16 protein-coding genes are annotated in these 19,264 nt (G+C 70.4%); 10 read left to right on the top strand and 6 right to left on the bottom strand.

What is annotated here, in order from left to right:
* Nucleotides 1-34: 34 nt before the first annotated feature.
* The 4 genes from GA0111570_RS14600 to GA0111570_RS14585 all read left to right on the top strand — a co-directional run bounded on the left by GA0111570_RS14600 (nucleotide 35) and on the right by GA0111570_RS14585 (nucleotide 4,101).
* A complete protein-coding gene (locus tag GA0111570_RS14600) occupies nucleotides 35-751 on the top strand; it encodes a GntR family transcriptional regulator (protein WP_217634201.1) in 717 nt (238 codons plus the stop codon).
* Nucleotides 752-900: 149 nt separating this feature from the next.
* Nucleotides 901-2,364, top strand: coding sequence for an aldehyde dehydrogenase (locus GA0111570_RS14595; RefSeq protein ID WP_217634200.1), 1,464 nt, complete (start codon nucleotides 901-903; stop codon nucleotides 2,362-2,364).
* Between the two features lies 1 nt (nucleotide 2,365).
* Nucleotides 2,366-3,289 carry an NAD(P)-dependent oxidoreductase gene (locus GA0111570_RS14590; RefSeq protein WP_092612935.1) on the top strand — a complete coding sequence of 308 codons (924 nt, stop codon included), beginning with the start codon at nucleotides 2,366-2,368 and terminating at the stop codon, nucleotides 3,287-3,289.
* Nucleotides 3,286-4,101 (top strand): N-acyl homoserine lactonase family protein, encoded by an 816-nt coding sequence (locus GA0111570_RS14585; RefSeq protein ID WP_092612932.1) that lies wholly within the window; start codon nucleotides 3,286-3,288, stop codon nucleotides 4,099-4,101. Before GA0111570_RS14590 ends, GA0111570_RS14585 begins: the two co-directional genes overlap by 4 nt.
* Nucleotides 4,102-4,180: 79 nt before the next feature.
* Here GA0111570_RS14585 and tcuB read toward each other — a convergent pair whose 3' ends face one another.
* Both tcuB and tcuA read right to left on the bottom strand, forming a co-directional pair.
* The gene (gene tcuB, locus GA0111570_RS14580) at nucleotides 4,181-5,389 is read right to left on the bottom strand and encodes a tricarballylate utilization 4Fe-4S protein TcuB (protein WP_092612930.1); all 1,209 of its coding nucleotides are present in this window, start codon (nucleotides 5,387-5,389) and stop codon (nucleotides 4,181-4,183) included.
* On the bottom strand, nucleotides 5,376-6,809 hold the full coding sequence (tcuA, locus tag GA0111570_RS14575; RefSeq protein WP_092612927.1) for an FAD-dependent tricarballylate dehydrogenase TcuA: 1,434 nt from the start codon (nucleotides 6,807-6,809) through the stop codon (nucleotides 5,376-5,378). Before tcuA ends, tcuB begins: the two co-directional genes overlap by 14 nt.
* 267 nt (nucleotides 6,810-7,076) lie before the next feature.
* On the opposite strand from tcuA, the gene GA0111570_RS18295 reads away from it, so the two are divergent.
* The 3 genes from GA0111570_RS18295 to GA0111570_RS14560 are packed head-to-tail and all read left to right on the top strand — an operon-like array spanning nucleotide 7,077 to nucleotide 11,475.
* A complete protein-coding gene (locus tag GA0111570_RS18295; RefSeq protein WP_092612924.1) occupies nucleotides 7,077-9,449 on the top strand; it encodes a cytochrome P450 in 2,373 nt (790 codons plus the stop codon).
* Between the two features lie 53 nt (nucleotides 9,450-9,502).
* Complete coding sequence (locus tag GA0111570_RS14565; protein WP_092612921.1) at nucleotides 9,503-10,687, top strand: cytochrome P450; 1,185 nt, start codon at nucleotides 9,503-9,505, stop codon at nucleotides 10,685-10,687.
* Nucleotides 10,688-10,689: 2 nt separating this feature from the next.
* Nucleotides 10,690-11,475: an SDR family NAD(P)-dependent oxidoreductase gene (locus GA0111570_RS14560; protein WP_217634199.1), complete on the top strand. Its 786-nt coding sequence runs from the start codon at nucleotides 10,690-10,692 to the stop codon at nucleotides 11,473-11,475.
* A 208-nt stretch (nucleotides 11,476-11,683) separates the two neighbouring features.
* Here GA0111570_RS14560 and GA0111570_RS14555 read toward each other — a convergent pair whose 3' ends face one another.
* The 3 genes from GA0111570_RS14555 to GA0111570_RS17440 form a co-directional block, all read right to left on the bottom strand.
* Nucleotides 11,684-12,451 (bottom strand): ABC transporter ATP-binding protein, encoded by a 768-nt coding sequence (locus GA0111570_RS14555; RefSeq protein ID WP_092612916.1) that lies wholly within the window; start codon nucleotides 12,449-12,451, stop codon nucleotides 11,684-11,686.
* Entirely contained in the window at nucleotides 12,451-13,710 is a 1,260-nt protein-coding gene (locus GA0111570_RS14550; protein WP_092612913.1) for an ABC transporter substrate-binding protein, read from the bottom strand. Before GA0111570_RS14550 ends, GA0111570_RS14555 begins: the two co-directional genes overlap by 1 nt.
* Nucleotides 13,711-13,798: 88 nt before the next feature.
* Nucleotides 13,799-14,983 carry a branched-chain amino acid ABC transporter permease gene (locus tag GA0111570_RS17440; RefSeq protein WP_139283271.1) on the bottom strand — a complete coding sequence of 395 codons (1,185 nt, stop codon included), beginning with the start codon at nucleotides 14,981-14,983 and terminating at the stop codon, nucleotides 13,799-13,801.
* A gap of 270 nt (nucleotides 14,984-15,253) precedes the next feature.
* Here GA0111570_RS17440 and GA0111570_RS14540 point away from each other — a divergent pair, with 270 nt between their 5' ends.
* Genes GA0111570_RS14540 through GA0111570_RS14530 form a run of 3 tightly spaced genes read left to right on the top strand, consistent with a single transcriptional unit; the run spans nucleotide 15,254 to nucleotide 18,149 of the window.
* Nucleotides 15,254-16,447 (top strand): serine hydrolase domain-containing protein, encoded by a 1,194-nt coding sequence (locus GA0111570_RS14540; protein WP_092612907.1) that lies wholly within the window; start codon nucleotides 15,254-15,256, stop codon nucleotides 16,445-16,447.
* Nucleotides 16,444-17,250: an ABC transporter ATP-binding protein gene (locus GA0111570_RS14535; RefSeq protein WP_092613204.1), complete on the top strand. Its 807-nt coding sequence runs from the start codon at nucleotides 16,444-16,446 to the stop codon at nucleotides 17,248-17,250. The genes GA0111570_RS14540 and GA0111570_RS14535 overlap by 4 nt, the downstream gene beginning before the upstream one ends.
* Complete coding sequence (locus GA0111570_RS14530) at nucleotides 17,247-18,149, top strand: branched-chain amino acid ABC transporter permease (protein WP_092612905.1); 903 nt, start codon at nucleotides 17,247-17,249, stop codon at nucleotides 18,147-18,149. Before GA0111570_RS14535 ends, GA0111570_RS14530 begins: the two co-directional genes overlap by 4 nt.
* A gap of 163 nt (nucleotides 18,150-18,312) precedes the next feature.
* Here GA0111570_RS14530 and GA0111570_RS14525 read toward each other — a convergent pair whose 3' ends face one another.
* Nucleotides 18,313-18,999 (bottom strand): TetR/AcrR family transcriptional regulator, encoded by a 687-nt coding sequence (locus tag GA0111570_RS14525; protein WP_217634198.1) that lies wholly within the window; start codon nucleotides 18,997-18,999, stop codon nucleotides 18,313-18,315.
* Between the last annotated feature and the right edge of the window lie 265 nt (nucleotides 19,000-19,264).

The raw sequence follows: 19,264 nt of genomic DNA, 5'->3' as shown, positions 1-19,264 counted from the left end.
CCGAGGTGGCGGGGAGCGGGCCGGAAGGAGATCGGTGACCGTCCCCGAGCCGAACGTCCACCTGCTGCAGGAACGACGTACCCAGGTCGCCCTGCGACGGCTGCTGGTCACCCCCGAGTACGGCTCCATGACGGATGCGGTGACCGACGTCCTGCGGGAGGGCGTCCTCTCCGGCCTGTTGCCTCCCGGCACCTGGCTGCGTGAGGGCGAGATCGCCGAGGTGCTGTCGGTGAGCCGCACGCCCGTACGCGAGGCGCTCCGGCGCCTGTCCGACGAAGGGTTGACCAACCGGTCGGCCAATCGGGGGTCCGTGGTGGCGGGGATGAGCCTGGAGGAGGTGCTCGCCGTCTACTCGGTCCGGGCCAGCCTCGAGGGTCTCGCGGCCCGGACCGCCGCGGCGCGTCGGCCGGCCGGTCTGGTCGACCGGTTGCTGGCCCTCCACGGCCGCTTCAAGCAGGCGGTGGAGGCGGGGGACAACCCGGCCGCCATCAACAGCGAGTTCCATCGGGCCATCCGCGAGGCGAGCGGCAACGCCTACCTCGAGCGGTTCCTCGTCCAGGTCGAGAACGCCGTCCGCCGGTTCGGCCAGACCACGTTCGACGTCCCGGGACGGTCCGCCGAGGTGGTCGGGGAGCACTACGCGATCATCGAGGCCATCGCCACCGGCAACGAGGACCTGGCCGAGGAGCGCGCCATGAACCACATGCGCCACGCCCGCGAGGTCCGGCTGAGGCAGATGCTCGGGGGCTGAGTCGGGCGCCCGCGGGGGCGGTGACGGGCGACGTTCAGCTATGTGGTCCGATCCGGTTGTCGCTGCCCACCGATGCCTGTTTGTTTGCATGCAAAGAACTGTTGATGCATGTGAGCCTGGAGGCCTGAACGAGGATGACCGATTACTGCATGCTCATCGGAGGGGAGCGCGTCCCCGCCGAGGGCGGACGCACCCTGCCGATCATGAACCCGTACACCGGCGAGCAGGTCGGAACCCTTCCCGATGCCAGTGCCACCGACGTGGATGCCGCGGTGGCCGCGGCTCGCACGGCGTTCGACACCGTCTGGAGCCGTACGCCCGGGCAGGCCCGCGCCGAGCTCATGCTGCGCCTCGCCGCGATCTACGAGCGCCGGGCCGGGCACCTCGGCGACCTGGAGTCCACCGACAACGGCAAGCTCGTCTCCGAGACCCGCAACCAGGCGCGCTTCGCCGCCAGGCAGCTCCGGTTCTTCGCCGGCTACGCCGACAAGCTGTACGGCCGCACCATCCCGATGGACAACCCGGACCTCTTCGACTACACCCGGCGCGAACCGGTCGGCGTCGCGGCCCTGATCACCGCCTGGAACTCCCCGATGCAGTTGCTGGCCAACAAGCTGGCCCCCGCGCTGGCCGCAGGGTGCACGGTGGTGATCAAGCCCTCCGAGCACGCCTCGATGACCACCCTCGAACTGGCCGACATGGTCCAGGAGGCGGGGTTCCCCGACGGCGTGGTCAACATCGTGACCGGCGGAGTCACCTGCGGTGCGGCCCTGACCGGCCACCGCGGCCTGGACCGGATCAGCTTCACCGGCTCGGTCCCCACCGGCCAGGCCATCATGCGCGCCGCGGCGGAGACCCTCGTGCCGGTGACCCTCGAACTGGGCGGCAAGTCGCCCAACATCGTCTTCGAGGACGCCGACCTCGACCGGGCGGTCATCGGTGCCCTGGCCGGCATCTTCAGCGCCGGCGGCCAGACCTGCATCGCCGGATCGCGGCTGCTGGTCCAGCGGTCGGTCTACGACACCATGGTCGAGCGGGTCGGCGCCCGGGCCGGCAGGATCCGCCTCGGCGATCCCTTCGCCCCCGGCACCCAGATGGGCCCGGTCGCCAACGAGCCGCAGCAGGCCCGGATCGAGGCCGCCATCGCGGCCGGCGTGGACGCCGGCGCCCGGATGGTGCAGGGCGGACCCGTCGGCGATGACCCGGCCCTGCAGCGCGGCCTGTTCGTCCGCCCCACGGTCTTCGCCGACGTCGACAACCACGCAGACCTCGCCCGGCGGGAGATCTTCGGTCCCGTGCTGTCGATCATCCCCTTCGAGACCGAAGAGGACGCCGTCGCGCTGGCCAACGACTCCGAGTTCGGCCTCGCCTCCGGGATCTGGACCCGGGACCTCTCCCGCGCCCACCGGGTCGCCGCCCGGCTCGACGCGGGCACCACCTGGGTGAACACCTACCGGGTCTCCGGCGCCCAGGCACCCTTCGGGGGGACCAAGAAGTCCGGCCACGGGCGCGAGCGCGGGGAGGAAGCCCTCGACGAGTACCTGCGCACCAAGAACGTGATGATCGACCTGGCCCCGACGCTGGCGGACCCCTTCCCCCTGGAGGAGAACTGACATGACCACCACCCGGCACCACCTCACCCACGACGCCGCCGTGACGACCCGTACGGTCGGCCTGGTCGGCCTCGGCAACATGGGGGCGGCCGTCGCCTCCCGGCTCGCGACGTACGGCACCCTGCTGGCGTACGACCGGGACGAGGCCCGCCGCACCGCCGTCGCCGCCAAGGTCGGCGCCACGGCCTGTGCCGGCCTCCCCGAGGTGGCGGCGGCCCCGGTCGTCGTGCTCTCGCTGCCGAGCCCGAAGATCTCGCTCGCCGTCGCGGCCGAACTGGCCGAGACGATGGCGCCCGGCTCGCTGGTGATCGAGACCTCGACGGTCAACCCCTCCGACATGGAGCAGCTCGCCCGGATCCTGAACGCCCGGGGCATCCGGGTCATCGACGCGGCGATCCTGTCCGGGGTCGCCGGGATGGAGAAGGGCACCACCACGCTGCTCACCTCCGGCGACGAGGCCGACCTGGCCGACGCGCTCCCGGTGCTCGAGGCGATGACCCCCTCGATCAAGACGTACGGCCGGCTGGGCGCCGGCATGGCGGCCAAGGTGATCAACAACGCCGTCGCCCATGCCGTCATGGTCGTGCTCTCGGAGGTCGCCGCCCTCGGCGCCAGCGCCGGCATCTCGCTGGAGGAGCTCGTCGACCTGCTCGGTGACCCGGAGGCCGGCCTGATCCGCCCGCTCACCCACCGCGTCGCCGAACGAGTGGCCCAGGGCGACTACCAGGGCGGCATGCCCACCGATGCGGCGCGGAAGGACTCCACCCTCGCGCTGGAGTTCGCCCAGCAGGCGGGCGTCCCGCTGTTCGCCATCCAGGGCGCCCACACCGTGTACGAGCTCGCGCTGGCCGGCGGCCTCGCCCGCCAGGACTACGCGTCGATCGCCTCCCTGTGGGAGCAGTGGACCGGACGGGAGCTGGCATGACCAGCCCCTCGACGCCCGCCGCCGGGGACACCCGGCTCTGGGAGGCGTACGCGATCCAGTTCGCCCGTCGCCAGAAGTCGTCGCGGGAGGAGCACTTCTACCGCGGCCACGACGTCGCCCGCGAGCCGTACCCGATCGCGTACTACCTCTGGCTGCTGAAGTCCGGCGACGACGCCATCGTCGTGGATGCCGGCTTCACCGAGGAGACCGCCCGGAAGCGCGGGAACCGGGACTGGATCGCCACCCCGACCGACACCCTGCGCGCCCTCGGCGTGCATCCGGAGCGGGTGGGCGACCTGGTCCTCACCCACCTGCACTATGACCACACGGGCTACACCGGGGCCTTCCCCGCCGCCCGGGTCCACGTGCAGGACACCGAACTCGCCTACTGGTCCGGCCCGTACGGCCGGCGCGGGGAGAACCCGCACCTGGTCGAGGCCGATGACCAGGCACTGGTCGCAGCCCTGGCCGACCGCGGCCGGGTCGAGGTCCACCGGGGCGACGCCGAGATCCGGCCCGGGGTGGCGGTCCACCTGACCGGGGGCCACACCCAGGGCCTCCAGGTCGTGGCGGCCGCCACCGCGGCCGGCACGCTGGTGCTGACGTCCGACGCCAGCCACTTCTACGACAACATCCGCGCCGACCGGCCGTACTCGATCGTCGATTGCCTCCGCGACATGTACGACGGCTTCGACTGGATCAACGCCGCGGCGTCCTCGGAGGACCTGGTCGTGCCCGGGCACGACCCGCTGGTGATGGAGAGGTTCCCCGCGGTCGAGGGCCTGGAGGGCATCGCGGTCCGCCTGGCCTGAACCATCCCGACCACGAATCGGCCCCACGCTCCCTTCGGAGCGTGGGGCCGATGTCTGTCTGGTCAGCGGTCAGAGGGCCTCAGACCACCGCGGTGGCCTTCTCCTTGGCCGTGGCCTTCTCCTTGGCCGCCGCCGCCCGGGCGACGGCGTGGCGCTCCACGTTGTCCTTCTGCACCGCGAGCATCCGGAAGATCCAGTGCACGAACTTGGTGTACGGGGTGATCGCGAAGCAGGCGACCACCGTGGCCAGGTGGAACACCAGCACGGGACCGTACGCGATCATGCCGTTGGTCAGGTGGGCCGCCAGGCCCGAGACCATCAGCAACAGGGTCGCCCAGATCAGTCCGTAGTCGGCCCTGCGCATGGTGTCGGTGGTCTGGCTGCGGTCCGAGCGCGGCTTGAGCCACAGCATCCCGAGGCAACCGATCGAGGCCATCACGCCGCCCAGGATGCCGGTGATCTTGGGCACCGAGAACAGCGGGTACGGGGGCTCCAGGCCCAGGAACGTCGCCATCGCCCAGGCCGATACCGTCGCGGCGAAGGTGAGCAGGAAGCCGTACATCACCAAGTGGTGCGCATAGCGTCGGCGCGAGCTCGGCTCGTTCTCCTCGTACGAGCAGCCCTCGGCGCCGCCGGTCTGGTGCTTCATCCGGGCGGTCTGGGACAGTGTCGGGCCCCAGGCGGCCAGGTCGAACAGGCCGCGGAACGAGCCGCTGTTGGTGTCGGACCAGTAGCGCAGGGCGGCGACGAGCAGGACCAGCATGCTGGCGATCGTCGGCACCATGGCCAGGGCGATCATCGCGGTGTGGCCGACCAGTTCGTACGGGGACCCCGACTGCGGACCCGAGACGAACAGCGCGCCACCGTCGGTGCCCAGGCTGAGCAGCACGATGATCACCGCCGCCAGCACGAAGCCGATGATCGTCCCGCTCCAGCCCGGCAGCCGGCGCAGTGCCCGGCGACCGGGGATGTAGCGGTCGTAGGTGTCCTCGCGGATCTCGGCGAAGATCCGCGGCGGGTTCAGGTCGAACTCGTGGGGTGCGGTGTACATGCAGGCGGTGAAGCAGTCGCGGCAGTCGTGGCACAGGTTGCCCAGGTGGGCCATCTGCGCCATGGACAGCACCGTCGTCTTCTCCAGCGAGGGCCACACGGGGCAGTACCCCGCGCAGTAGCGGCACGAGTTGCAGACGTTGAGCTGGCGTTCGGCCTCCTGGAAGAGGTCGGACGCCGGGCGGGCCCCGGGGGTGGGGATGCCCAGCATGATCGGGGTGGTCTCAGTCGCGGACATGGATGGCCGCCTCCCTTCCGGCGATCCGTCCCCAGACGGTGCCGATCGTCATGCCGAAGCCGGCCATGTAGCCGCTCGACAGGATGTTTCCGGACATGATTTCCCCGGCGGCGAAGACGTTCGCGAAGCGCGAGCCGTCCTCGCGGCGGACGCGGGCCTCCCGGTCCACCTGGACCCCCATGTAGGTGAAGGTGATGCCGGGTCGCATCGGGATGCCGTAGAAGGGGCCGGTGTCGATCGCCTGCGCCCAGTTGGTCTTGTCGATCGCCAGCCCCGAGGTCGACACCCCGTCCTTGCCGGCCGGGTCGAACCGCCCGGACGCATCGCGCGCCACGCCGGCGTTGTACGCGGCGATGGTGGCCTCGGCCGCCTCGGGGTCCTGCCCCAGCTGGGTGGCCACCGCGCCGATGGAGTCGCCGGAGAAGACGCCGTACATCGGCGGGAGGAACATGCCCTGCACCTTGGAGTCCCAGTACGCGTACGCGATCTGGTCGGGCTGGTAGGCGATGTTGCGGCCCCAGATGGCGTAGCGCTTGGGCCAGATGTCCTCGCCCTCGTCGTAGAACCGCTCGTGCCGGTTGTTCAGCACCACCCCGAACGGGATGCAGTCCAGGCGGGTGGCGATCCCGCCGTCGAACTTCGGCGAACGGGCGTCGCAGGCGACCGAGTGGAAGCCCTTCTCCTCCCCGGCGCTGCGGGCGCCGGCCTCCAACAACTTCCCGAGCACCAGGCCGTCGTTGTGCTCGGGGCCGCGGATCAGGTAGTTGTACGCCGCGTCGCCCCAGTACTTCGCGAGCCAGGGGATGTTCGCCTCGAAGCCGCCGGAAGCGGTCACCACCGCCTTGGTCCGCAGCCGGTGCGTCGCCCCGGCGTGCTCGACGAGCAGCGCGGTGCAGCGGTCCCCGTCGAACTCGAACTCGGTGACCTTGGCCTGGTAGAGCACCGGAATGCCCAGCGAGCGCAGCGTGCGGTAGTAGTGGTTGACCAGCGCCTTGCCGCCGCCGAGGAAGAACGTGTTGGTCCGTCCCAGGTGCAGCACGCCGGCCAGCGGGGGCTGGAACTGCGCGCCGTGCGCCGTCATCCAGGCCGGCACCGAGATGGACTCGCGCAGGGTCAGGTCAGCGAGCTCCTCGTCGGAGGGCCCGGTGCCGATACCGCACAGGTCCTTCCACATCTCGTCGAACGTGTAGGCGCCGGTGTTGTACGGCGTGCCGGCCTCGTGGACACAGCGGATGTTGCGGGTGTGGCGCGAGTTGCCGCCGCGGAAGGTGACGTCCGATCGTTCGAGGACCAGGACGCGGGCCCCGTGGTCGTGGGCACTCATCGCGCTGACCAGCGCGGCGTTGCCGCCACCGACCACCACGACGTCCCAGTCCTGGTCCAGGACCGCGGCAGCGGCACCGTCTCTGGAGTGGCGCATGCTTTCCCCTCGTCCGGGCGATCCGGCGACAGGGCCGGACGCACATGTATGCAATGTCTGGAGCGTACGGCCGGCGCGTCCCGCCGACAACAATCTGTAGTGTTTGTTCCAGTCTCTGGAACTCCGCGAGATTGGCTCTATTTCGGGGATCGCCGAGCATGACTCGGGAAGTTCCGCATCTCTGAACGCTCTCCTTGGCGCGGTGGTGTCGCCACTGGTTGTATGCAGAAAAGTCAGCACCGGATCAGACAAGGCAGGGGGAGCGTGATGAACGCACCGTACGAAACGGACACCGTGGTTCGTGAGGGGGCGGTCGGCCAGGGTTCGGCGGCGCCCGGGCGCTGTCCCGTGGCCCATGGCTTCGATGCCCTGGGCGATGACTACTTCCGGGACCCGGCCCTGGCCTTCAAGGCCGTCCGGGACGAGGCCCCGATCTTCTGGTACCCGTACCTCAACTCGTGGGTCGTCACCCGCAAGGCCGACGTCGAGGAGGTGCTGAGCGACTGGCAGGTCTTCCACAACGGGCACAAGGGGGAGTCGATCGAAGTCCCCGCCCAATTCCACGACGTCTTCCCGCAGGAACTCATCGCATCGATCCTGATCGGTTCCGATCCGCCCCGGCACACCCTCGCCCGCAGTGTGGCGCAGCGCGGCTTCACCAAGGACCGGATGGATGCCCTGCAGCCGGAGATCGAGGCGCGGGCGCACCGCATCATCGACCGGATCGAGCACCTGGGCGAGAGCAACCTGATGCAGTCCTACTGCCTCGAGCTGACCACCCAGACCTTCATGGCCCTGACCCGGCTGCCGGCCGAGGACGAGGACATGATGCGCCAGCTGCGCGATGACCTGTTCATGATCCTCGGCTCGGCCCTGGAGCCGATGAAGGAACCGCAGCGCTCCGAGGTCTGGGGCCGGTACGTGGCGGCCCAGCTGCACCTGCGCGACATCGTGCGCGAGCGCCGGGCCGAGCCCGGGACGGACCTCATCTCGGTGATGGCCTCGGCCTGCGCGGCCGATGGGACCCCCCTGCTGTCCATCGAGCAGATCGCCGTCCACATCGGTGAGTTCGCCGGCGCCGCCACGGACACGACGGCCCAGGCGATGGCCAACGCTGTGCTCTTCCTCGACGCCAACCCGGAGGCCCTGGCCCAGGCCAAGGCCGATCCCCGGCTGTGGGCCCAAGTGTTCGACGAGACCGTCCGGCGTCGGCCCTCGGGCACCTCCACCCGCTGGGCCAGGCAGGACGTCCGGCTCGGCGACGTCGAGATCCGCAAGGGCGACGCCGTCTGGCTGGCACTGTCCAGCGCCAACACCGACGAGACCTACTACGACCACCCCTTCGACTTCGACATCCACCGCGAGCCGCTCGGGGACCACCTGGCGTTCACCAAGGGACGCCACACCTGCCTGGGCCAGCCGCTGGCCCGGGTGCAGGGCACCACGGGACTGAAGGTCCTCTACGAGCGCCTGCCCTCCCTGCGGCCGGCGGCCGACATCCCGCTCGACTTCGTCCCGCTCGCACTGCTGCCCATCCGCCGTACGCTGCCGGTCCTCTGGGACACCACCGATGCCCGCGCCGCGGTCGCCGAGGCCCCCAGCGCGGCGGCCCCCCAGGCGCAGCTGCGGCCTGACTCGGCGACCGGGCCCGGGGGCGCCGCGGCGCCGGCGGACCAGGAGCGTACGCCGCTCGACCTGGTCGTCGTCGCCCGCCGCGAGGAGTCCGAGGGGGTCATCTCGCTGGAGCTGGAGGCGCCCGACGGCGCCGAACTGCCGGCCTGGTCACCCGGGGCACACGTCGACGTCGAGATCGGCGACATCGTCGGGGACGGCATCGGCCGCCAGTACTCCCTGTGCTCGGACCCGGCGGACCGGCGCCGCTGGCGCCTCGGCGTGCTGCGCGAGGCCGACTCGCGCGGCGGCTCCACCCACCTGCACGACACCCTCCGGGTGGGGGACCATCTGCCGATCAGCCGGCCGCGGAACAACTTCCCGTTCCTGGAGGCGAAGCACTACCTCTTCATCGCCGGGGGCATCGGGATCACCCCTCTGCTGCCGATGATCCGGGCGGCCCACAGCCGGGGCGCCGACTGGCACCTGCTCTACGGCGGCCGCAACCGGGCGTCGATGGCCTACCTGGACGAGCTGGCCCGGTACGGCCACCGGGTGGTCGTGGCGCCGCAGGACGAGGCCGGCCTGCTGGACCTCGCCAGCGTGCTCGGCCGTCCCCAGGACGACGTGCTGGTGTACGCCTGCGGCCCCGAGCCCCTGCTGCAGGCCATCGAAGGCTCGATGGTGGAGTGGCCCGAGTCGGCCCTGCACCTGGAGCGGTTCCGGCCGGTCGAGCACCAGGGCACCGGCCCCGACGAGGCCTTCACGGTGGAGTTCGCCGACAGCGGCCACACCGCCGAGGTCCCCGCGGACAGGACGATCCTCCAGGTCGCCGAGGAGTTCGGCATCAACGTGTTCTCCTCCTGCCGGGAGGGAACCTGCGGCACCTGCGAGACGCCGATCCTGGAGGGACGCGCCGACCATCGGGACTCGCTGCTGAGCCCGCGCGAGCGCGCCGCCCAGGACGCCATGATGATCTGCGTCTCCCGCGCCGAGGCCGGCTGCCCGAGCCTGCGACTGGCCCTCTGAGCCCGTACCGCCACGTCCCCCACCGTCCTGAAGACACTGACGAAGGAGTCACCATGGTCGCAGTCGCCGACCTCCGCTTCGCCGACACCGCCACCCTCGACGAACTCCTGGCCGCACGGGGCGAGGGCCGCATGGTCCGCAGCCCCCGCGGCTGGGAGGTCCTCGGCTACGAGGACAGCCTCGAGGCCCTGCGCCATCCGCAGCTGCTCCGGGCCAAGCTCTTCCTGACCCGGGCCGACAAGCTGGGCCTGGGCCCGGGCTTCGCCCGGTCCTACATGGAACGGATGCTGAACACGCAGGAGGGCGAGCAGCGTACGCACCTGCGGACGCCGACGGCCAAGGTCCTCGCCCCGCGCGTGGTCCGCAAGCTCGCCGAGGAGGTGCACACGATCGTCCACCGCTTGCTCGACGAGGTGGCCGATCCGTCCGACGTCGACCTGCTGAACGAGGTGTGCTGGCGGCTCCCGCCGGCGGTGTACTGCGTGATGTTCGGGGCGCCGATGGAGCACGCCGGCACCATCGCCCGGCTGTCCGACAGCCTGCTCGGCCCGATCCTCAGCCAGGACTCCAGCCGGATCCAGGAGCTGGAGGACGCCCACCACGAGGCCTTCGAGTTCGTCATCCGGCAGATCGAGGACCGCCGCGGGCACCTGGGCGAGGACTTCACCTCCTTCCTGGTCGAGCAGGAGATGAGCGGCTACTTCACCCGCCAGGAGCTCTACGACACCGGCGTCAACATCCTCGAGGCGAGCGTGGACAACACCGTCCACCAGGGCGCCGAGGTGATCGGCCGCCTGCTCGAACGCCCCGACGACTGGCGCCGCGTGCTGGCCGACCGGGACCTGGTGAGGAACGCGATCGAGGAGGTCACCCGGATGTGGCCGCGGTTCCGTACGCACATGCGGTACGCCGCGGAGGACATCGAGCTCTTCGGGGAGGACCTCTCGTACGACGACATCGTCTTCGTCAACGTCGAGGCCGCCCACCACGACGAGCGGGTGTTCGAGGACCCGCTCACCTTCGACGTCGCGCGGCCGGTGCACCCGGGCCCGCTGGTCTACGGCCAGGGGCAGTACTCCTGCCTCGGCCAGCACCTCGCCCGCCTGGAGATGAGCGAACTGCTCAACGCGATCCTCGACCGCTACCCGCACGCCCGCCTGATCGAGCCCTTCCAGGAGCACGCGGGTCCCTTCGTTCGCGAGGCCACCCGGCTTCGCGTCTCACTGACAGGAGAATGACCATGATCGACTGGTTCACGGGACGTACGTTCATCGTCACCGGCGGCGCCCGGGGACAGGGCGAGACCGAGGTGCGCCACCTGGTCGGGGCCGGTGCCCGGGTCATCATCGCCGACATCAACGTGGCGGCCGCGCAGGCCGTGGCCGACTCGCTGGCCGGTGCGGCCGGGCAGGCGCTCGCCACGCATCTCGACGTCACCTCCCCCGAGTCCTGGGCCGCCACCGTGGCGCTGGCCACCGAGGGCGGCCGGGTGATCGACGGGCTGGTCAACAACGCGGGCATCGCCGTCCCGGGTCGTCTCGGCCAGCTCGACGTCGAGACCTGGGACCGCAGCTTCGCGGTCAACGTGACCGGCGCGATGCTCGGCATCCAGGCCGTGATGGACCACATGTCCGACGACGCCTCGATCATCAACGTCGGCTCGGTGGCCTCGATGATCGCCCACCACAACGTCGCGTACGGCGCGGCCAAGTGGGCCCTGCGCGGCCTCAGCAAGTCGGCGGCCGTGGAACTGGCCCCCCGTGGGATCAGGGTGAACATGATCCACCCCGGCTACATCCGTACGCCGATCAACGCCGATGCCGATCCGACCTTCCTCAATGCGCACCTCTCCCAGACCCCGCAGGGGCGTGCCGGGACCACCGACGAGATCGCCTCGGTGGCGATGTTCCTGCTGTCGCCGGCGTCCGCGTACGTCACCGGGGTGGAGATCCCCGTCGACGGCGGGTTCACCTCGCACAACGGGAACAAGCCGATCTTCGACGCGCTGGACGCGATGAAGGTCTGACGACCGTGGCCGGGCGTGCCCACCAGGCCCGCCCGGCCCGATCGACGAGCCGCCCCCGGGGCGGCAGGAGTTCTCGCACCTCCTGCCACCCCGGGGGTCTTTCGCGTCGGCGTCGGCCGGTACGGGCACCACGAAGCGGTGGGTGGGACCTGAGGTCCCACCCACCGCTGTTGTCGACCGCCGTCCGGCCGGTCCTCCCGGTCCCCGGCTAGGCCGCCGAGGCTCCCAGATAGGCGGCCTGGACCCGGGCGTCGTCCCGGAGGTCGGCGGACGCACCGGTCACGGCCAGCGAGCCGACCTCCAGCACGTACGCCCGGTCCGAGACGTCGAGGGCCTTGGCGACGTTCTGCTCGATCAGCAGGACGGTGTTGCCCTCGTCGCGGATCCGGGCGATCACGTCCATCACCCGTTCGACCAGCTTCGGCGCCAGTCCGAGGGAGGGTTCGTCGAGTACCAGCAGTGCGGGCCGGGCCATCATCGCCCGACCGATCGCCAGCATCTGCTGTTCGCCACCGGAGAGGTAGCCGGCCTTGGCCCGGCGTCGGCGCTGCAGCTCGGGGAACATGTCCATCACCTGGTGGACCCCCTCGCGGACCTCGGCGCGGCTCCTGCGGGTGATGGCGCCGGCGTGGAGGTTCTCCTCGACGGTCAGCGGTGCGAAGACACGCCTGCCCTCCATCGCCTGGGCCAGGCCCATCCGCACCCTCGTCGCCGCCGTCGCGTTCGTGATCGCCTGGCCGCGGAAGAGGATCCCGCCGGCCACGATCCGGCCCCGGTGCTCGTCGAGCAGCCCGGTGATGGCACGGACGACGGTGGTCTTCCCGGCACCGTTGGCGCCCAGGATCGTGACCACCTCACCGTGGCGGACCTCCAGGTCGATGTCGCGGACCACCGGGGCGTGGTCGCCGTACCTCGCGGACAGGCCGAAGACCTCGAGGATCGCCGGGTTCGGGGTCGTAGCGGTCCCGGCGGACATCAGAGCGGGTACTCCATCGCGATGTCGGCCTTGAGGCCGGACTCCTTGACGGCCATGCCGGTGGTGGAGGCGGGATCGATGCCGATGATGTAGTAGGTGCTCGACGGCTTGCGCTTGTCGGGCGTACCCCACGGCATGCTGCCCTGGATGCCCTGGAAGTCCAGCTGGGACAGCTGGTTGCTGGCGTCCACGATGCCGGCATGGCTCAGGTCCTCGTTCTTCACCGCCTGGGTGAGCACCTGGTCCATCGCCATCGCGGTGGAGTACCCGTTGGTGTAGAGCCAGACGGGCGTGACCTTCGGGCTGTACTTGTCGTGGGCGGCCACCAGGTCCTTCATTCCAGCCGCGGCCTGGTCCCCGTAGACCGTCGAGTCCTTGACCAGGACGAGGTGCTTGGCGAGGTAGTCCTTGAGCGGGGAGTCCTTCATGGACGGGATCCAGTCGCTGGCCGGTGCCATCCACTGCGGGGTGAAACCGATCTGCGAGGCCTTCCCGAGCAGGTTGGTCAGCACGACACCGGAGCCCTTGGTCATCACGATGTCGCACTTGGCGCCGCTGAGCTGCTGGACCTGGGGGGTGTAGTCACCGGTCACCGGCAGGGTGACGGAGACGCCCTTGGTGGCCCCGAGCTTGTCGATCGCCCAGTCGAGGGCCTTGCCGGTGGACTTGCCCAGCGCCCCCTCCATGGCGGCGTAGCAGACCGTGCTGTCCTTGCCCTTCTGCTTCAGGGCCCACTCCAGGCCGTTGATCGTGTCGACCTCCGCGGGGGCGGTGGTGAGCACGATCCCCTTCTCCTTGAGGAAGGGACCCTCCGCGCTGGACGGGGCCGTCAGCACCTGGTCGGACTTCAGGTCCGGCAGGATCGCGTACTCCATCGCCGTACCGAAGACCTGGGTGTACGCCGCGACCTGGTCCTTGGTGGAGTTGTACTCCTGGATGACCTTGGCGGGGTCGTACGCGGTGTCGCGGATGACCAACTTGACCTTGTACTTGCCGTCGATGCCGCCGCGGTCGTTCAGGGCGTTGTAGTAGGCCTGCTGGCCCTCGAGGATCGTGCCGGCCGGCTCGGCGAGGGCTCCCGACGTGACGCCGAGGACCCCCAGCGTGATGGTCTGCCCGTCGAAGCCGGGCCCGTTCGGGATGCTGCCGGAGGCCGCCGCCGAGGACGTGTCACCCCGTCCGCAGGCCGCGGTGAGCAGGGTGGCGGCGATGACTCCGGCGCCGAGGGCGGCCCGCAGTGATCGGTGGCGTACGTTCATGGGATCTCCTGGTGGTGGGGTGCGACGAGGCACGATTGGTGGCGAGACACGATTGGTGGCTGTGCACGAGTGATGACAGGGGAAGTGGTCAGGAATCCGCCGCCTGCCGCGGGGGGCGGCGGCGGAGACGGGAGGAGGCGACGGCGACGAGGCGGTCGACCAGGCTCATCAGGCCCTTGGGCAGCACCAGCAGGACCACGATGATCGTCAGCCCGCTCATCAGCAGGTTGAAGGCACCCACGCTGATCAGGCCCGGCCCGGAGTCGGTGGACTTGATGATGGCGCTGAGCAGGGGGGACTGGGCCTGGTCCACGATGAACTGCTGGAGCATCCAGATCACGAACGCACCCAGCACGGCTCCGGAGACGCGCCCCAGGCCGCCGATCACGATCATCGAGAAGAGCAGCATGGCGAGCGGGATGTCCCAGGCGGTCGGGGCGACGAACTGCTGCAGCAGCGCGTACAGGACCCCGCCGAGCGCGGCCGCGGCGCCGCCGAGCGCGCCGACCTGGACCTTGTGGCTGCGCACGTCGATCCCGACCGCCTCGGCGGCGTGCTCCGAGTCGTGGATCGCCTGCATGGCGCGCCCGGGACGATGCTTCTCCGCCCAGACACCGAGCCAGGCAACCACCAGGACGGTGCCCCAGACCAGCCAGAACATCGACTGCGGTCGGGTCAGGCCGCCCAGGTCGGCGAGGTCGACAGGACCGATGGCCGTGGAGACGCCACGGGCACTGACGCCGTTCTCGCCGCCGGTGAAGCCCTTCGCCTCGTAGAAGATGTACTGGCCCAGCATCAGCAGGCCCAGCGTGGTGATGGCCAGCGCATCGCCGCCCAGGCGCAGGGACAGCAGGCCGGAGACAGCGCCCAGGGCGAGTCCGGCGATCAGGGCCAGTAGGACGTAGACGGGCAGGGGCAGGCCGAGTGTCCCGCCGAACCAGGCGGTGGCGTACGCGCCGAAGCCCATCAGAGCCGGCATCGCCATGGTGAACTGGCCGGTCCGGCCGGTCTGGAGCGTCAGGCCGATGGCCACGATGGCGTACACGCCGGCCATGGAGTAGATCCGGAGCTTCTCGTCGGGCACCAGCAGCGGCGTGACCGCCACGGCGACCAGCGCGACCACCACGAGGGCGACGGCCGCCCAGCGGCGTGGCGTACGGGACGGCGCCGGTGGCGCGGTCGTCGTCGACGCGGCTGCCTGCCCCGTCGAACCGTCCGTCCCGGGCGTGGGGCCGGTCGTACCGTCCCGCTCCGCAGTCCTGGTCAGGGTCATCTCGGTCTCCCCTTCGGGCCCAACTGTCCGTCCTGCCCCGTAGTGGCCCACGGGCGGCTGATCGCATGCAATGGAAATGCAATGTGCTGAGGGTCGTCCGGGGACAGGTCCCCGTACGATGCCGCCAGCTTCCAGCGGGCCAGGAAATCTCGCGAGCGATGCGTTCCAATGGATGGAACCAGGTCCGAGCGGTGCCGGCGGGTGACCGCCTACGGTCGGTGCCAGATTGGATTCAATGATGATCCGACAGAGCTGATGTGAGGAGCTGGGATGGGCCACGGCGACAACACGATCGATCGCGACGCGATCGGACGCCTGCTCGGGAGCATGCGCAGGGACATCGAGGCCGACCGCTACGACGGTGCGGTCGTCTCGCTGGTGCATCGCGGGGAGGTGGTGCTGGAGGAGGCACTCGGCTGGACGGAGCGGGACCGGGGCAGGGTCGCCCGGACCGACGACGTCTTCCGGGTGCTGTCCCTGACGAAGGCGTTCACGGTGGTACTGGTCCTCAAGGCCGTGGAGGAGGGCCTGCTGGCCTTCACCACGCCCGTCGTCGACGTGATCCCGGAGTTCCGGGGGACCGACAAGTTCTTGGACAAGTACCGCACCAAGCTCTCGGTGATGGACCTCCTCACCCATCGTTCCGGACTGCCCGCCACGCCCGAGCCGGTCGGGCAGGACCGGCTCGGCGACCTCCGCTCGGTGGTCGCAGCCATCTGCGCGGCCGGGCCCATCGCCGAACCGGGCGAGACGATCGACTACTCGCCGGCCGCCAACCACGCCCTGCTGGGCGAGATGGTCCGCCGGGTGCGGGGGGCCGCCCACTACCGCGACCTCGTTCGGGAGCAGGTCTTCGGACCCCTCGGCATGCAGGACTCGGCGATCGGTGCGCCGCGGGCCTGGGCGGACCGGATCGTGCCGCTGCGCGCGAAGTTCAGCCAGGCCGGCTGGCTCACCGGTGCCGACATCGAGTCGCTCAACGGCGTCGTCGACGAGGACGCCGAGCTCCCCTGGGTCGGATCCGTCACCACCGCCCACGACGTCGCACGGTTCGCCGAGATGCTGCGCTGCGGCGGCGCCCTGGACGGCACCCGCATCGTGTCGACGGCGGTCCTGGACCGGGCCCTGCGCAACCACACCGGCGACCAGCTCAACAACTGGTGGATCCCGATGACCCAGCGACGGGGCTGGAAGCCCATGCCGGCGAACCTCGGCCTCGGGTTCTTCCTCCGCGGCGAGGGCCTGCACCCCTCGATCCTCGGCACCCTGACGTCGCCGGGGACGTTCGGCAACTACGGCGCGGGCTCGTCGCTGTACTGGGTCGACCCGGAGCGGGAGCTCACCCTGGTCTGCCTCACCGCCGGCATCATGGAGGAGAGCCAGAACATCGAGCGCTTCCAGCGCCTCTCCGACCTGGCGGTGAGCTCCGTGGTCCGGCGCGAGCGGGTCCCGGTGATGGCATGACGGTCCGTGCCGGGACCGAGGCAGGACCCGAGGCCGAACCGGCGCTGCACATCGACGGGGTCAGCGTACGGATCGGCGGCCTGCAGATCCTCAAGGACGTCTCCCTGTCCGTACGGACCGGCGAGGTGCTGGCGGTGATCGGCCCCAACGGTGCCGGCAAGACGACCCTGTTCAACTGCATCACCGGCCAGCAGCCCCTGACCGGTGGCCGGATCAGCAGCCACGGCCGCGTCCTGACCGGCCACGTGCCGTCCCGGATCGTGGCGATGGGGGTGGCGCGGACGTACCAGAACCTCGCGCTCTTCGACTCGCTCAGCGTGCGGGACAACCTGCTGCTCGGCTACCACCGGGCGATGCGCACCACCATGCTCGGCGCGGGGCTGCTGCCGTGGCGGACCCGTCGTGAGGAGGCCCGCTACCGGGAGAAGGCCGACACCATCCTCGCCTCGCTGGGGCTGGAGGGCGTCGCGGACCGTCCGGTCGGCGAGCTGCCCCTGGGCATCTGCAAGCGGGTGGAGCTGGCGCGGGCCGTCGCGATGGATCCGAAGGTGCTGCTGATGGACGAGCCCGCCGCCGGGATGAACAGCGAGGAGACCGAGGCGTTCGGCAGGTACATCAAGGACCTGCACCGCGACACCGGGATCACCGTCCTCGTGGTCGAGCACGACATCCCGTTCGTCCTCGCCCTGGCCGACCGGATCGCCATGCTCAACTTCGGCGAGCTGATCACGCAGGGAAGTCCCGACGAGGTCCGTACGGACCCGCGGGTGATCGAGGCCTACCTCGGGAGGGAGGCCGCATGACCGCCATCGACGTCGCCCAGACAGCCGTGTCCGGCCTGGCCCTGGGCAGTACCTATGCCCTGGTCGCGCTCGGGTTCGTGATCGTGTTCGCCGCGTCCAGGATGATGAACTTCACCCAGGGTGGGTTCGTGCTGGTCGGCGCGTACCTCACCTACCACCTGACCGCCCGCCTGGGACTGCCCTTCCTGCTGTCCGCGCTCGTCTCGATCGTGCTGTGCGCCGGGCTGTCCGTGCTGCTCTTCCGCACCGTGGTGCGCCGCTTCGTGGGGCGGGACAGCTTCGCGATGCTGATGGTCACGATCGGCATCCTGTACGTGATCGAGGCCCTCGTTGGCGCGGTCTGGGGCGTGAACGCCCAGAACATGGGAGACCCGTGGGGCGTACGCACCGTCCGGCTCGGCCCGGTCGTGATGGGGCTGGGGGACGTGTGGGCCCTGGGCATCAGCCTGGTCCTGATCGCGGCCTGCTTCGCCTATCTGCGGTTCTCCACCGGCGGCCTGGCCATGCGCGCCTCAGCCGCCGACCCGGAGGCGGCTGTCTCGGTCGGGATCAACCCCCGGCGCGTGACGTACGGCGTGTGGGCCGTGGCGGGAGGACTGGGGGCCGTCGCCGGCACCCTGATGGCGACCGGGGCCTCGGGCGTGACCCTCGGCCTGACCTCGATCGTGTTCGCCACGCTGCCGGCGATCGTGCTGGGCGGGATGGCCTCACCGTCCGGAGCCATCGTGGGCGGGTTCCTGATCGGGCTGGTCCAGCAGTTCACGGCGCTGCTGCAGCCCGCCATGCTGCCGGAACTCGGGATCCGGTTCGCGACCGTGACGCCGTTCCTGGTGCTCGTGATCGTGCTGCTGCTGCGCCCGCAGGGACTCTTCGGCCAGAAGGCCGTCGCCCGCTTCTGAAGCCCCCTCGGAGTAATGCGAACAGGACCGCCTGGCCCTCGAAGTGGCGACCGTCCGGCTGAGGTTCGAGGCGCCGCACTGAATCGCCATGGCCGCCATGCCCCAGCCGGTTCGGTTATTGACCCAAGGGCTCAGGCCACGTCGGGCTCAGGCCACGTCGGGCTCAGGCTACGTCGGCTTCCAGCTCCTTGGGCTGGGGCGCAGCCGCCGGCCGGACGATCGCGGCCAGCAGGTCGACGAAGGGACGGAGCGCCTCGTGCGTACGCTCCTCGTCGGTGCCGTCCGGATCCAGGAGCAGGGCCTGCAGGATGGAGCTGCCGTACATCGTGTCGACGACCTCGGCCACCGAGTCCAGCGGCATGGCGAACTCCCAGCCACCCGACTCCACGATCGCGACCAGGCCCGCCAGCAGGTCGGCCAGCGACGCCCGGCGGTAGGCCAGGTAGGCCGCGCGGATCTCCGGCTCGCGGGCGGCGTAGAGCCGGACCTCGGTGACCGACATGATCCACTCCCGGCCGGTCCGGCTGTGCGGCAGGATGCCGCGGACGGCCTGGCCGATGTAGGTGGCGAGGTTCTCCGGGTGGGCGGTGACGTCCTGGACCAGGGTGGAGCCGGCCACTTGGCCGACCGCCGCCCTGGACAGGTCCCGGTCATGCTCGAGCATGGCCAGCACCAGGTCGTTCTTGGAGCCGAAGTTGGAGTAGAACGCGCCACGGGTGAAACCCGCCCTGTCGCAGATCTCCTCCACGCTGGCCGCCAGGACACCGCGCTCGGCAAAGACCTCCATGGCGCCGTCCATGAGCCGCTGGCGCGTCTCCGCGCGGCGGGGGGTGATGGACATGTCGGTCATCGGGCTCCTCAACGGGAAATGGCGGCTATCGCACGGGAGAATACTACGTATCAACCCGTGTTATCCCTGAGGTCACCGTCGGCCACGGCGGCCCATCGGGCGCAGCCACCGTGGGCCTCCCACCGGGCGCTGCCACCGTCGGCCGGCCGGGGAAGGCGGAGCTTGGGTGTTGCCGGTGGTCGGGTAGGCTCACCCCGGATACAGGTGTGTTTTCCTTGTGTCCTGTGCGGCGCGGCGTCACCAGGAGGCACCAGATGTCCACCTT

This window comes from Raineyella antarctica (genome assembly GCF_900092135.1).
Taxonomy (GTDB): Bacteria; Actinomycetota; Actinomycetes; order Propionibacteriales; family Propionibacteriaceae; genus Raineyella; species Raineyella antarctica.
The sequence above is the reverse complement of the archived record's forward strand: the minus strand, read 5'-3'. Positions and strand labels throughout refer to the sequence as shown.